Genomic DNA, 13,781 nt, shown 5'->3' with positions numbered 1-13,781 from the left:
ACCAGGGTGCCGTCGATATCGAAGACGGCAGATCCAGCTGAGCGCCGCACAGTTCGCCGACATCGTCACCCAGGCCGAGACCGGCTCATTCGACCACATCGCCACGCAGCCGGCGGATCGTCCGCTGCCGGCCGCGTGACCGGCCGGCAGGCGGCCGATCGGGCCGGCTCGGGTCAGGTGAAGGACAGGAGCATGACCGGCGGCGTGGTGGGGTGCGCGGAGCCGCCCGCCGGTTCGACAGTGACGCCGATGCCGCGTGCCCCGTCCAGTGGCCCGGTCAGCAGGAGGACGCCGTTGCCGGTGGGCAGCAGGCCGGCCGGGCGCATCGTCCCCGCGTCGTCGAACCACAGCTCGTACGTGCTGCCCTCGGCCGGGGCGGGCATACCGGAGGCCAGGAAGCCGGCCTGGCCGCGGCTGTTCGACCACACCACCGTGCCCACGCCGGTGCCTCCGGTGGCAGCACCGGTGGCGGTGCGGGCGTCGGGCGCGGTGAGGAGGCCGGCGAAACGGTCCTGCTGCTGCTGGAGCGCGGTGGCGCGGGCCCGTGCCTGCTCGGTCTGCTGGTTCTGCTGCACGGCCACGGCGCCGGCGCCGACGGCCAGCGCCAGACAGGCCGCCAGAGCGAGCTTCGCCCAGCTCCTGCTGAGGCGGCCGCGCCGGCGTCCCGGGGCGGGAGCGACGTGCGGGGCCTCCTGGCGCAGCGTCGGCAGCGCGGCCATCACCCGGTCTTTCAGGGCCGGTGGGGGGAGGAGGGCCTGGGCGGCGCCGAGCCGGGCGAGGGTGGCGGCGAACTCGGCGACTTCCTGGGCGCAGGCCGCGCAGTTGGCCAGGTGGCGTTCGAACTCGGCGCTCTCGGCGGGGTCGAGGGCGTGGGCGGCGTAGGCGCCGGTGAGGGTGTGCAGGTCGGCGGCGCTCATGTTCCTACCCCCAGGCAGTCGCGCAGGCGGATCAGTCCGTCGCGCATGCGGGTCTTGATGGTGCCCAGCGGGGCACCGAGGACGTCGGCGACCTGGGGGTAGGTGTAGCCGCGGTAGTACGCCAGCGTCAACGCCTCGCGTTGGAGTTCGGTGAGCGACTTCATGCATCGCCGCACCTGTTCGCGTTCCAGTCTGCTCTCGACCTGTTCGGCGACCTCGTCGAACTCGACGGTGCCGGAGGCGGCAGCCGCGCGCTGGTCGCGGTCGGCGGCGGCCTGCGCCGAGCGGACCCGGTCCACCGCGCGCCGGTGGGCGATCGTCAGCACCCACGGCATCACCTCGCCGCGCTCGGCCCGGTAGCGGGCGGCTGTGCGCCAGACCTCCAGCAGCACCTCCTGGGCGACCTCCTCGGACTGGGCAGGGTCCCGCAGCACCCGTCGCACCAGGCCCAGCACCGGGGCGGCCACCGTGTCGTACAGCCGGGAGAAGGCGTCCTGGTCGCCGCGGGCGACTCTGGTGAGGAGCTCTTTGAGGTCCGGGCCCGGCCGTCCCGAGCCCGACAGGTGGACGACGGCGCTCATCCGACCGCTCCTCGGAGGCAACGGGCGGGCGGCGATCCCCACGGACGGACGGCGGGCATCATGAGCCTCCCCACGACAAGGCCGGGGGCGGAGCACCGGCCAGGTGTACAGAACTGCTGGCATCTGGTCTTCGTGACCGGCGGGCCGTCGGATTGGCCCAGGCTGTCTGCCCCGCCGCCGACGCCGGCACCCTCCACAACGGCCACCGCGCCATCAGCACCACCGACGGCCTGCCCTGCCCCGCTGTGCGATCTGCCGGCACGGTCAAAGCGGCCTCGCCGCTGCCCCGCGCCCCTGCCCGGTCCGCTGGTGAGAACGCACCCATCCGGCCCGCCGGGTGCGACGAATGGGGGGTGTGAGCAACGACGCAACCCAGCCCTCACCGCGTTCCGCGCCCCGTCGGGGGCGGATTCTGCGCGCCGGTGCGGCGGCTGCGACCGGGTGGGCCGCCGCGGTGGCCGCGCTCGGCGCCGGCGAACTGGTAGCCGCCTTCAGCGGACCTGACACCGCGCCGGTCATCGCGGTCGGCTCCTCGGCAATCGACCTGACGCCGACTCCGCTCAAGGAGTACGCCATCCGCACGTTCGGCACCCGCGACAAGACGGTGCTGCTCGGCGGGATCCACCTGACGATGGCCCTGCTCGCCGCGCTCGCCGGGATGCTGGCCGCGCGCCGCCCCGCGCTCGGGGCGGGCGTCTTCGTGGCCTTCGGGCTGCTCGGAACCTGGGCCGCCCTCTCCCGGCCCGAAGCCGGTGCCGCGGACGCATCGCCGGCCCTGGCCGCCGGCCTGACCGGCGCGGCAACCGTCCTCTTCCTGGCGCTCGTACTCCGTGCCTCCACGACAACGACGGCGGCATCCGGCGACTCGCCGACCATGCGCCCGGAGAGCGGGAAACCGCCTGCCGAGCCTGCGGCTACCTCCCGCCGTGCGGTGCTTTCCGCAACCGGCGGGGTGATCGCCGCCGGCGCACTCGCCGGTGTCGGCGGCCGTGTCCTGTCGGACCGCCGCCACGACATCGGCGCCGCCCGCGACGCCGTCCGCATCCCCCCGGCCGCCGAACCACTGCCGCCGCCGGCCGCCACGCTCCACCCGAACGTCCCGGGCCTGTCCCCGTTCGTCACCCCCAACCCCGACTTCTACCGCGTGGACACTGCCCTCACCCTGCCCCGCATCGACCCACGGCGCTGGACCCTGCGCATCCGCGGCATGGTCGACCACCCCCTTCTCATCACCTTCGACGACCTGCTGCGCGAACCTCTGGAGGAGCTGGACCACACCCTGTCCTGTGTCTCCAACGAGGTCGGCGGCTCCTACGTCGGCACCACCCGCTGGCTCGGCGCCTCCCTCCCGGCCCTGCTGCGACGGGCGGGCGCGCGCCCCGGCGCGGACCAGCTGCTGGGCCGCTCGCAGGACGGCATGACCATCGGCACCCCGCTGGAGTCGGTGCTGGACGGACGCCGCGCGCTGCTGGCCGTCGCGATGAACGGTGAGGCCCTGCCCGTCGCCCACGGCTTCCCCTGCCGCAGCGTCATCCCCGGCTTCTACGGCTACACCTCCGCCACCAAATGGCTCGTCGACCTGGACGTCACCACCTTCGCCGCCTTCGACCCCTACTGGGTACGCCGCGGATGGGACCGCACCGGCACCGTCCGCACCGCGTCCCGCATCGAGGTCCCGGTCCCGTTCGCCCGCGTACCCGCCGGTGACGTCACCGTGGCCGGCACCGCGTGGGCGACCCACCGAGGCCTCGCCGCCGTCGAGGTCCGCATCGACGGCGGCCCCTGGCAGGAATCCCGGCTCACCGCCGACGCCGGACCCGATCTGTGGCGGCAGTGGACCCACACCTGGACCGGGGCCACACCCGGCACCCACCGGATCGAGGTCCGGGCCACCGACGCCACCGGCGCCGTCCAGACCGAAAACCGCGCCGCCCCCTACCCGGCCGGCGCCACCGGCTGGCACAGCACCGTCGTCACCGTCACCTGAGCCGCCCAGGCCACCTGAAACCACCACCCGACCGGCCGGCGCACCCGCGCCGCCCGGTGCGGCCCGCCCGACGGGCCGGACATTCACCACCGCAACAAGGAGATCACCGTCATGACCGCTATCCCGCGCCGCCGCAACTCCGTCGCCGCCCTCCTGGCCGCCACCGCGCTCGCCCTCAGCCTGGGAGCCTGCGGCAGCAGCGGCTCCGGGTCCTCGGCCGCCACCCAGGCCCCCGCCGCGGCGCCGTCCTCGGCCGCCGCGCCCGCCACGGCGGCCGGCGCGGCCATGAGCGACCAGCCGCTCGGCACCGCGTGTGCGGCCGTGCCCAAGGACGGCGCCGGGTCCTTCGCGGGCATGGCCAAGGACCCGGTCGCCACCGCCGCCTCCAACAACCCGCTGCTGTCCACCCTGGTCACTGCCGTCAAGCAGGCCGGCCTCGTCGACACGCTCAACTCCGCGCAGAACATCACCGTCTTCGCCCCCACCAACGACGCCTTCAACAAGATCCCCAAGGCCACCCTCGACGCTGTCCTCGCCGACAAGGACAAGCTCACCAAGATCCTCACCTACCACGTCGTCCCCCAGCGCCTGGCCCCCGCCGCCCTCGCCGGCGCCCACAAGACCCTGGAGGCCAGCAACCTCACCGTCACCGGCACCACCCCCGACTTCACCGTCGACAACAGCGCCAAGGTGCTGTGCGGCAACGTCCAGACCGCCAACGCCACCGTCTACATCGTCGACACCGTCCTGATGCCCACCTCCTGACCGGTATCAGCCCGCTGACCGCGTCCGCTGCTGCATGGCGCTGTGCTTGCAGCCGGGCGCGGCCCGGGCCCGGCACCGCCGCTGTCGCTGTCACGTTCGGAGCAATCCCCTCCCGGATGTGCTCCGAAGAAACAGTGAGCACAGGGTGGCGGCCCATGAGGAGGGCCGCCCGTGACGGAGGGCGCAAGTGGTGTTCGCAGTGGATACGTGGCGGGCGGGCGTGCCTGCGGGGCGCCCCGGTGGCGCGGGAGGCGGCACGGTGGCCGTGGTCGGGGCCGGAGTCGCGGGCCTGACGGCTGCCTTCCGGCTGCACCGTGCGGGACGTGCGGTGCAGCTGTTCGAGGCCGACGAGCGCCTCGGCGGGCACGCCCACACCCAGAGGGCCGTCAGCGCCGATGGCCGCCCGGTGGCGCTGGACACCGGGTTCCTGGTGCACAACGAGCGGACCTACCCGCATCTGGTGGCGATGTTCCGGGAGTTGGGCGTTCCCACCCGGGCGAGCGATATGAGCATGTCGGTGTGCTGCGACGGGTGCGGGCTGGAGTACGCGGGGGCGCGCGGGCCCGGCGGGCTGATCGCGCGGCCGGGCACGCTGCGGCGAGGGCGGTACCTGCGGATGCTGGGCGAGGTGCCGCGCTTCCACCGCCGGGCCCGCGCCCTGCTGGCCGACCCGGGAGCGGGGGAGCCGACGCTGCGCGAGTTCCTGGCGGCCGGCGGCTTCTCCCGCTACTTCACGGGCCACTTCATGACCCCGCTGGTCGCCGCCGTCTGGTCCTGCGCACCGGATGCGGCCGGCGACTACCCCGCGCGGTACCTGTTCACGTTCCTGGCCAACCACGGCCTGCTGTCCGTCACCGGATCACCGCGCTGGCGCACCGTGGTGGGTGGCTCGCAGGCCTACGTGGCCCGGATCGCCGGGCAGTTGCCCGTGGTCCACCGCGCGGCGCCGGTGCGGGCGGTGCGCCGACACAGCGACGGCGTGGCGGTGACCACGAAGGACGGCCGTACCGCCGACGTCGACGCCGTGGTGATCGCCACCCACGCAGACCAGGCGCTCGCCCTGCTGGCCGACCCGAGCCGGGCCGAGCGGGAGGTGCTCGGCGCGTTCGGCTACTCGCGCAACCCCGCCGTGCTGCACGGCGACGCCTCCCACCTGCCCGGCGCCCCTCGGGCCCGGGCCTCGTGGAACTACCGGATGGCGCGCTGCTCGGACGGCGCCGCGGGTGTGCGGGTCAGTTACCACCTCAACCGGCTGCTCGGACTCGACACGGCCGAGGACTACCTGGTGACCCTCAACGAGGACCCGGACCACCCCGTCCCGGCCGAGCACGTCCTCTCCCGCACCGTGTACGAGCACCCGGTCTACACCCGTGAGAGCGTCGCCGCCCAGGCCGGACTGCCCGAACTCACCACCGGGCGGACCGCGTTCGCCGGCGCGTACCACGGCTGGGGCTTCCACGAGGACGGCTGCCGCTCGGGCCTCACGGCCGCCCACGCCCTGCTCGGGGTGAGCACACCATGACCGCGAACCCGGCAGCCCCGGCCGACGCGGTGGCGCCGTCCGTCCTGCCGGGGCCGTGGGGCGCGGCCCTGTACGAGTGCCGGATCTCCCACGTGCGCACCGGCCCGGTGCGCAACGCCTTCACACACCGCACCTACCTGTGGCTGGTCGACCTCGACCGCCTGCCGGCCATCCCCTGGCCGCTGCGGTGGCTGGCCTCCTTCCGCGCCCGGGAACGGGGGCTGTCGCTGCGCCAGGACATCGACCGCTACCTGCGCGGCGAGGGCATCGACCTGGCCGGCGGACGGGTGCGGATGCTGGCCCACGCCCGCTCGCTGGGGTACGTCTTCAACCCGCTGACCCTCTACTGGTGCCGGGACAGCGCCGGCCGCCCGGTCTGCACGGTGGCAGAGGTCCACAACACCTACGGCGGACGCCACCGCTACCTGCTGAGCCCCGACGAGCGGGGCCGGGCCGACGTGGCGAAGGAGTTCTACGTCTCGCCGTTCTTCCCCGTCGACGGCCGGTACCGGATGACGCTGCCGGAACCGGGCGAGCGCCTCGCCCTGTCCGTCCGGCTGGAGCGCGAAGGCGCGCGCCCCTTCACCGCCACCGTGCGCGGCACCCGCCACCCGGCCGGTGTCACGCGGCTCCTACGGGCCGCGGCCCGCCACCCCTTGTCGACCATGGCGGTCAGCGCCCACATCCGCTTCCAGGGCATCCGGCTCCTGCTGCGCGGCCTGCCCGTCCATCCCCGCCCAACCCGCGCCCCTCATGAGAAGGTTCCCGCCCCATGACCCTGCCAGCCCAGTTCCTCGCGCCGTCGGCACCTGCGGCGGTCGATGCGCGGCAGTGGCCCGACGTGGCCCGCCTCCCGCACGTCCCGGCCCGCGCAGCGGTGGCCCAGCGGCTGCTGCGCCGCATCGCCCGCCGCCGCGGCCTGCGCGTCGAGCTGCCGTACGGCCGTCTGCTCGCCCCCGCTCCCGCCGAAGCCCCGGTGCTGCGCCTGCACCGGCCCGGCGCGTTCTTCCACCGGATCGGGGAGAACGGGCTGATCGGCTTCGGCGAGTCCTACCAGGCCGGCGACTGGGACTCACCCGACCTGGTTGCGCTGCTCACCGAACTGGCCACCGCCCCCGAGACGCTCGTGCCCACCGGCGCGCAGTGGCTGCGCCGCCTGTACGTCAAACGGCCGCCCGCCGCCGAGTTGAGCACGCCCGGCAACGCCCGTACGAACGTCCACCGGCACTACGACCTCTCCAACGCCCTGTTCGCGCTCTTCCTCGACCCCACCATGTCCTACTCCTCGGCGATCTTCCCGACCGGACCGGGCGGAGCGCCGGCCGCCTCCTGGGACATGTTGGCCGCAGCCCAGCACCGCAAGATCGACCGGCTCCTCGACCTGGCCGAAGTAGGGCCGGGCAGCCGGGTGCTGGAGATCGGCACCGGCTGGGGCGAACTCGCGATCCGCGCCGCCACCCGCGGCGCCCGGGTGGTCAGCCTCACCCTCTCCGAAGAACAGCGGGCACTCGCGCGCCACCGGATCGCCGATGCCGGTCTCGCGGAGCGCGTCGAGGTACGGCTGTGCGACTACCGCGCGGCCGAGGGCGAGTACGACGCGGTGGTGAGCGTGGAGATGATCGAGGCGGTCGGCCGGCCGTTCTGGCCCGTCTACTTCGCCACCATCGACCGCGTCCTGGCACCGGGCGGACGGGCGGCCGTGCAGGCGATCACCATGCCGCACGAGCGGATGCTGGCCAGCAGCGGCACCTACACCTGGATCCTCAAATACATCTTCCCCGGCGGCCAGATCCCCTCCGTCGATGCGATCCACCAGGCCACCAGCCGCCACACGACCCTGCGCGTGAAGGCCTGCGACCCCTTCGGCCCGCACTACGCGCAAACCCTGCGGCTGTGGCGCCAACGCTTCACCGAACGGGCCGACCTGGTCGACGCCCTCGGCTTCGACCAGGTGTTCCAGCGGATGTGGGAGCTGTACCTGGCCTACTCCGAGGCCGGCTTCCGCACCGGCTACCTCGAGGTCCAGCAGATCCTCCTCACCCGCCCGGAGTCCACCCGATGACCCCCGCCCAGCTGGTCACCGACCGGCTCACCGACCTGATCGGCCGACCGCTCCCGCTGCGCATCAGGACCTGGGACGGCTCGCGCTCGTCGGTGGCCCCCGGAGGCGGTGCCTTCATCGAGACGTACATCGCCCCCGACATGCACATGCGACCGGTCGGCGAGACCGTCGCCCTGCTCGAGGGCTCGGATCGGGAGGTGCGCAACGTCGAGGCGCTGCGCGAGCACTACGCCCGCACCATCGATGCCTGGCACGACAACCTGCGCGAACGGTGGGCCGAATCCACCGCTCTGGTGGGCGCGGCGACGGTACGGCTGTGGCAGCTCTACCTGGCCGGCAGCTCACTGGCCTTCGCCGAGCGCAGGATGGGCGTGGACCAGATCCTCGCCGTCCGCCCCACGGCGGACGGCACGAGCGGCGCCCCCGCGACGGCGGCCCGGTGGTACCGGGGGCAGCCGTGAACGGCACCGCCTTCGCCGTCAACCTGGCCGCCACGGCCGGTGTGGCCCTGGCCGTCCTGCTGGCCGCCTTCGTCATCGGGGTGCGTGCCGGCCGCCACCGCGGTGTCGACGTCGCCTGGGGCCTGGCCTTCACCGCCGTCGCCTGGACCGGCTGGGCGCTGTCCGCCGGGCACGGCGACGCGGGACGCCGCCTGCTGGCCACCGCCCTGGTCACCGTGTGGGGGCTGCGGCTGTCGGCGCACATCCGGTCGCGTTCGCGCGGGCACGGGGAGGACCCGCGCTACGACCGGATGCTCGCCAAGGCCCCCGGCGGACGCCGCGACGCCTACGCCCTGCGCGTGGTCTACCTGTTGCAAGCCGTGATCGTCTGGTTCGTGTCCCTGCCGGTGCAGGCCGCCCAGTACCTCACCGCGCCGCTGGGTCCGCTCGTCTGGGCCGCGCTCGGCCTGTGGGCGGTGGGGATGTTCTTCGAGGCCGTGGGCGACTGGCAGCTGGCCCGCTTCAAGGCCGATGCCGCGAACCGCGGCAAGGTCATGGACCGCGGCCTGTGGGCCCTCACCCGCCACCCCAACTACTTCGGCGACGCCTGCGTCTGGTGGGCCCTGTTCCTGCTCGTGGCGGCCGACCCGGTCGGCTGGGCGTTCGTGCTCAGCCCGGTCCTGATGACCTACCTGCTGGCGTTCGGCAGCGGAAAGCCCCTGCTGGAACGCCGGCTCGGTGCCGGCAAGCCGGGCTGGGACGCCTACGTCGCGCGGACCAGCGGCTTCCTGCCGCGCAGGCCACGCCGATGAACCCGTCGCGGCGAGCGCCCGGTGAGCCGACCGCGGAACGGGCACCGCGCCGATCCGCTCTCGGCCCGGTCCCTGGTCCGGCCGGTGCCAGGCGCGCGGGCGGAGCCCTGGTACTCGGGCCGGGGCCCGGCCGCACCGCAGGACTCACCACGTGCTCCTGCGCGTGCGGTCCCCGGGCGGCAACCGGGGGCCGGTAGCTGTCCCGCACCCGGCCGGCGGCAGCGGGCGCCGGCTTCGGGCAGACGAAGTGGCCCGCCGTCACCCGTCCACGGCGGCCGCGCGTCTGGAACATTCCCCAGCACCTCGGATCTTCCGTGCATGGCTGATGGCCGCGTCGACGATGCCCACCGGGTCCTGGGAGTGGGGGCGGGAACGTCCTGTCGCAACCTCATTCGTGCCCCGCCGGACGGAAGATGGGTCCCCGCAGGGATCAACTTCCCATTTCACCCGGCTGGGCGAGGGCCCGGGTGCCGAGCTGCGGTGCAGCTGGTCCGGCCAGGTGAAGAACGGTCGCGTGCGGTTGCGCGCCGCCTTGACCTCACCGACGACGACACCACCCGCACCCACGCGGCCGTCCGACCCCGCCACCTCACCGGACACACCACCCACTGCGCCGTCATCTCCCCGCTCCCCGAAGGCGACTACACGATCTGGCGCACCCCCGACAGCCCGGACACCACCTGCACCATCCGCGGCGGCGAAGTCACCGAACACCACTGGTCGTAGCGGCGGGCCGCCAGGGACCGGTTCTGCCCGTGAGCCGCCCCGACGACGCGCAGCGAGCGGAGTCTCCCCGGCGCGGCCGAACGCGGCTGTGTGGGAGGAGACGAGCACCGCAGCCAACCAGCGCCGCTCCGTGGGTCGGTCACGGTCTCGCCAGGACCACGGGCAGTCGGCGTTCCACTGCGTCCGCGAGTCGCTCGAACTCGGCGCGCAGGAACGGTGAGGCCAGACGCGCGAGGCCGTTGAACCGCAGGGACGCGCGGTAGACCAGCAGCGTGCGTCCCTCGGACGCCCGGACCGTGATCTCGTCCGTGGCCGTGACGGTGTGGTTGTGTCCGGTGAACACCAGCCGGTCGGGCCGGTACTGTTCCAGGCGATAGTCGAGTTCGGTGCGCCTGCCCCTGAAATACGAGGTGTTGCGCCAGCGCGCGCCTTCCACCACAGGACCCGGATCCAGACGCGTGCAGGTCTCGGTGCCAGGATCCCACTCGGTCGTGTTCCCGAAGTCCGCCAGGTAGCGGAACACCTCCGCGGCGGGGCGGTCGACGATCATGGTGCGTTCCACGCTGATCATCGGGCTCTCCTGGTTCGTTGCGGCCTGTCTCGGTGCAGGCCGTCCTACCCTTCTTCGTCGCGGTCGCGTCTTCGGATGGCAGGCGAGGAGCGCCCACTTCGGACGTGCGACGGCAGACGGCCATCGGGTACGGATCCCGCGGGGTGTGGTGGTTGGAGCGGGTCGTGCACGGTGAGAACGGCCGGCCCCGCGGGGTCGCCTGCGGGGCCGGCCGGAGCTGGTCGGCCGGTTACCCGGCCTGGTCGCTCGGGTGGTCGAGCCAGGCGCTGCGCGAGCCCGCGGCGGAGGACGGCGCCTGCCGTTCGTAGCCGGCGAGTGCCAGCCCGAGCCCGAAGAAGGTGGGTGCCCACTCGCCGACGAAGATGCCCCACCGGTCGGCGCGTTCGACGCCGGCCCGTTCGGCCTTCATCGACGCGATCCAGCTCAGCAGGGACAGGCCGACGGACCCGAACGCCGCCGCGTAGGCGTGTTCGCTGGTGATTCCGGCTTCGTGGAGCCGACGGATGATGGGCATGACTACCCTCCAAGGGCCTGTGGTGAGGTCGTTCCTGTCCCTACCACTCTGAGAGCGGTGCCCGGACCGCGGCAGTCGCATCGTTGGTGCATCGGCTGGTCGCCGGCGGTTCGGCGGGTGCGACTGCATGCCGGTCGGCTCCGTTTGGCGCGCCTCACGTCGTTCGGAGCGTCGCGAGCCGCCGGAAGCGGGCCCGTTCGGCGGCCAGAGGCAAAAACGCTGCACAAACGGCTCGACTGGGCCTCCGAGAGTGCATCGCTGCACCGTGAAGGCGTGACTTCGCAAACCACGACCGACAACGGTCTGAGCTCGGCCGGCACCCGTGTGCCGGTGGCCGAGGACCTGCGTCGCCTCCTGAACCTTGCGGCCCGCGGTGACGAGGCCGCGTTCGAGGCGCTGTACCGCGCGGTCGCCGGACCGGTGTACGGAGTCGCGCAGCGGACGCTGCGCAGCCCGGCCCACGCCGAGGAGGTCGCCCAGGAGGTCCTCCTGGAAGTCTGGCGTACCGCCGCCGCCTACCGGCCCGAGCGCGGGTCGGTGATGACGTGGGTGCTGACCATCGCGCACCACCGGGCGGTGGACCGCGTGCGCTCCGCGCAGGCGTCCGCCGAGCGCGATCACCGGGCCGGCTCCCGGGCGCCGTCGCAGGACGATCCGCCGGACGAGCAGGCGGTCCGCTCGCTCGAGCGGCAGCGGGTCCGCTCCGCCCTCACGCACCTGAGCACGGCCCAGCGTGAGGCAGTTGTGCTGGCCTACTACGGCGGCTACACGCAGCGGGAGATCGCCCACCGGGTGGGCGTGCCGCTGGGCACCGTCAAGACCCGGATCCGCGACGGCCTCATCCGGCTCCGGACGGCGATCACGCCCGATGGCGATCGTCCCGGGCCGAGCGAGGAGCCGTCCGGCTCGGTCCCCGGACCGGGCCGCGTGGCAGGGGCGTGGCGATGACGGCGGTCTCCCCTCGACGCTGCGCAAACGCTGCGATTGGGACGACGGTGCCGACAGGACGACCATTGGTTTCGTAGAGCGCCTGGCATGCGCGTCGGTCCGGAAGGACCGGAGTCCTGATCGTCGGCGCGTGCGCAGGCCCCTGGCGCAACGAAGCTCGGAGCACGACCGCGTTACGATTCCTCGAACTTCCCAGCTGCGGGAGGACATCATGACAGTCGACCAGCAGACCCCCACCGGCGGGCGCCCCGCACCCGCGAGCCCTCCCACCGAGACGCCCGAATGCGAGGCGTCGACGTGCTCGGGCATCCGGAGTCGGTCGAACTGCGCACAGCCTGGCCCGGCTGGGTTCCCCTGCTGGTGATCGCCGTCATGGTGCTGTGCTGCGTGGGGTTCGCCGTAGGGAGGATCGCCGGATGGTGACATCGTCCGCCGGGCACGATGCCGGACCGCGGGCCAGCGGCCCGTCCGCTGCCTCCGACCCCCTGAAGGAGGTGAGCCTGGCGACCGGGGGCGTGGCCCGGCGGCTCGGCGTGTCCCCGACCACGATCCGCTCCTGGGAACGCCGTTACGGCATCGGCCCCGCTCACCGAGAGGCCGGACACCATCGCCGCTGGAGCCCGCAGGACATCGCCGTCCTGGAGGCCATGTGCCGCCTGACCGCCCGCGGGGTACCACCGGGCGAAGCCGCCCGCGCGGCCCTGGCCGAGCGTGGTGCCGCCGATGACGCCGATCACGCCGACCCCCCTCGCCCCGCGGCCCACCAGCTCGAAACGCACTCCCACGACGGCGACCGGCCCGGGCCCGGCCCGGGCGGAAGCCGGGCCTTGCGGGTCGGAACGGTACGCCCCGAATGCCGCGGCCTGGCCCGGGCGGCGGTGCGCCTCGATGCGCCGGAGGTCGCCAGGATCCTGCGCGAAGCAGTCGAGCAGCTCGGGGTGATCGACGCCTGGACGGAGGTCATGATGCCCGCGCTGCGTGCCGCGGGCCGCAAGTGGGCGGCGGACGGCGAGCAGTACGTCGAGGTCGAGCACCTGCTGTCCTGGCACGTCTCCAGCGTCCTGCGGGGCGTGGCGGTGGGAACGGCCGCCACCCGGCCCGTGCCGCCCGTCCTGCTGGCCGCCACACCCGCCGAACTGCACACCCTTCCGCTCGAGGCCACGGCCGCGGCGCTGACCGAACGTGCTCTTCCCTTCCGCATGCTGGGCGCGGCCGTACCGCCTCGGGCTCTTCTCGACGCCGTCCACCGGCTCGGCCCGGGGGCCGTGATGATCTGGTCCCAGGACCAGCGCAGCGCGGACCGCGACCTGGTGGGCCGTATCGGCGCCACCAAGTGGGGACCACGCGGCTCCCGCAACGGAACGGTGGTCGTCGTCGCAGGCCCCGGCTGGGCCCGCAGCAAGCCTCTGGTCGGCACCGCGAGTCCCTCCACCCTCACGGGCGCCGTCGACCTCCTCGAACAGGCGGTCACGGACTGAAGTCCGGCCGCCCGCGTCCGTCGACGGCTCTCACGTCGATTCCGCCCTTCCAGCGGGCTCTGGCACCCCGGCGAGGAAGTTCGATGGAGATCCACGTCGGTGCCGTGTCCGTTCGCAGCTGAGCGGGAGCCCTGGCGCGGTCGGCCTCATGGGCCTCCGGCTCCCTCTCGGTGCTGCCGAACTCCCGCCCACCTCCCGAAACGGGGGCGCAGCGCCGCGGTTCGTAGGGGAGTGGTAGGGGTTGTTCGGCCCCGGGGCGACTCCTAGCGTGGCGCCGGAAATGGTTTCCGATGAGCTGGGGAGCGTCGCGGGCGGCAGGCGGATCGGGCCTGCCGGCGAACGCGGGCTCCGGACACCGTGAGGCCTCCGGCGGGGCGCCCGCTCCTGCGCGGAGCGGCGACCACCCGGGGCCTTCCGGCTGCCCGGACCGCCTTCGCCGCGGCGCTACCCCGCCACGT

General features: G+C 73.7%; 14 protein-coding genes and 1 pseudogene. 11 read left to right on the top strand and 4 right to left on the bottom strand.

Going from position 1 to position 13,781, the window contains the following annotated elements:
• Nucleotides 1-173 precede the first annotated feature (173 nt).
• Together ACIBEC_RS28920 and sigK (ACIBEC_RS28915) are read right to left on the bottom strand one after the other, a co-directional pair.
• The gene (locus ACIBEC_RS28920; protein WP_360499031.1) at nt 174-917 is read right to left on the bottom strand and encodes an anti-sigma factor; all 744 of its coding nucleotides are present in this window, start codon (nt 915-917) and stop codon (nt 174-176) included.
• Nucleotides 914-1,498: an ECF RNA polymerase sigma factor SigK gene (sigK, locus tag ACIBEC_RS28915; RefSeq protein ID WP_360499033.1), complete on the bottom strand. Its 585-nt coding sequence runs from the start codon at nt 1,496-1,498 to the stop codon at nt 914-916. Before sigK (ACIBEC_RS28915) ends, ACIBEC_RS28920 begins: the two co-directional genes overlap by 4 nt.
• Nucleotides 1,499-1,853: 355 nt before the next feature.
• Between sigK (ACIBEC_RS28915) and ACIBEC_RS28910 the strand changes: the two genes are divergently transcribed.
• From ACIBEC_RS28910 to ACIBEC_RS28875, 8 genes and pseudogenes are all read left to right on the top strand, one after another.
• Nucleotides 1,854-3,485 carry a molybdopterin-dependent oxidoreductase gene (locus ACIBEC_RS28910; RefSeq protein WP_360499035.1) on the top strand — a complete coding sequence of 544 codons (1,632 nt, stop codon included), beginning with the start codon at nt 1,854-1,856 and terminating at the stop codon, nt 3,483-3,485.
• A 111-nt stretch (nt 3,486-3,596) separates the two neighbouring features.
• Complete coding sequence (locus ACIBEC_RS28905) at nt 3,597-4,250, top strand: fasciclin domain-containing protein (RefSeq protein WP_360499037.1); 654 nt, start codon at nt 3,597-3,599, stop codon at nt 4,248-4,250.
• A 259-nt stretch (nt 4,251-4,509) separates the two neighbouring features.
• On the top strand, nt 4,510-5,772 hold the full coding sequence (locus tag ACIBEC_RS28900) for an FAD-dependent oxidoreductase (protein WP_360499039.1): 1,263 nt from the start codon (nt 4,510-4,512) through the stop codon (nt 5,770-5,772).
• Complete coding sequence (locus ACIBEC_RS28895) at nt 5,769-6,548, top strand: DUF1365 domain-containing protein (RefSeq protein WP_360499041.1); 780 nt, start codon at nt 5,769-5,771, stop codon at nt 6,546-6,548. The genes ACIBEC_RS28900 and ACIBEC_RS28895 overlap by 4 nt, the downstream gene beginning before the upstream one ends.
• Nucleotides 6,545-7,834 (top strand): cyclopropane-fatty-acyl-phospholipid synthase family protein, encoded by a 1,290-nt coding sequence (locus ACIBEC_RS28890; protein WP_360499043.1) that lies wholly within the window; start codon nt 6,545-6,547, stop codon nt 7,832-7,834. The genes ACIBEC_RS28895 and ACIBEC_RS28890 overlap by 4 nt, the downstream gene beginning before the upstream one ends.
• 80 nt (nt 7,835-7,914) lie before the next feature.
• A pseudogene (locus tag ACIBEC_RS28885) lies at nt 7,915-8,295 on the top strand (class I SAM-dependent methyltransferase); the annotation flags it as partial.
• Nucleotides 8,292-9,086, top strand: a complete 795-nt coding sequence (locus ACIBEC_RS28880) for a DUF1295 domain-containing protein (protein WP_360499045.1) — start codon at nt 8,292-8,294, stop codon at nt 9,084-9,086. The pseudogene ACIBEC_RS28885 and the gene ACIBEC_RS28880, both read left to right, overlap by 4 nt.
• 480 nt (nt 9,087-9,566) lie before the next feature.
• Nucleotides 9,567-9,812, top strand: a complete 246-nt coding sequence (locus ACIBEC_RS28875) for a hypothetical protein (RefSeq protein WP_360499047.1) — start codon at nt 9,567-9,569, stop codon at nt 9,810-9,812.
• 139 nt (nt 9,813-9,951) lie between these two features.
• Here ACIBEC_RS28875 and ACIBEC_RS28870 read toward each other — a convergent pair whose 3' ends face one another.
• A complete protein-coding gene (locus tag ACIBEC_RS28870) occupies nt 9,952-10,383 on the bottom strand; it encodes an SRPBCC family protein (protein WP_360499049.1) in 432 nt (143 codons plus the stop codon).
• A gap of 229 nt (nt 10,384-10,612) precedes the next feature.
• On the bottom strand, nt 10,613-10,897 hold the full coding sequence (locus ACIBEC_RS28865) for a hypothetical protein (protein ID WP_360499053.1): 285 nt from the start codon (nt 10,895-10,897) through the stop codon (nt 10,613-10,615).
• A 303-nt stretch (nt 10,898-11,200) separates the two neighbouring features.
• Here ACIBEC_RS28865 and sigK (ACIBEC_RS28860) point away from each other — a divergent pair, with 303 nt between their 5' ends.
• The 3 genes from sigK (ACIBEC_RS28860) to ACIBEC_RS28850 all read left to right on the top strand — a co-directional run bounded on the left by sigK (ACIBEC_RS28860) (nt 11,201) and on the right by ACIBEC_RS28850 (nt 13,323).
• Nucleotides 11,201-11,845, top strand: coding sequence for an ECF RNA polymerase sigma factor SigK (gene sigK / locus ACIBEC_RS28860; RefSeq protein WP_396289247.1), 645 nt, complete (start codon nt 11,201-11,203; stop codon nt 11,843-11,845).
• A 282-nt stretch (nt 11,846-12,127) separates the two neighbouring features.
• On the top strand, nt 12,128-12,268 hold the full coding sequence (locus ACIBEC_RS28855; RefSeq protein ID WP_360499054.1) for a hypothetical protein: 141 nt from the start codon (nt 12,128-12,130) through the stop codon (nt 12,266-12,268).
• Nucleotides 12,262-13,323: a MerR family transcriptional regulator gene (locus ACIBEC_RS28850; protein ID WP_360499056.1), complete on the top strand. Its 1,062-nt coding sequence runs from the start codon at nt 12,262-12,264 to the stop codon at nt 13,321-13,323. Before ACIBEC_RS28855 ends, ACIBEC_RS28850 begins: the two co-directional genes overlap by 7 nt.
• Nucleotides 13,324-13,781: the final 458 nt, after the last annotated feature.

Source organism: Kitasatospora sp. NPDC051164, from assembly GCF_044455625.1.
Classification (GTDB): domain Bacteria; phylum Actinomycetota; class Actinomycetes; order Streptomycetales; family Streptomycetaceae; genus Kitasatospora.
This window is presented reverse-complemented; position numbering and strand designations above follow the sequence as displayed.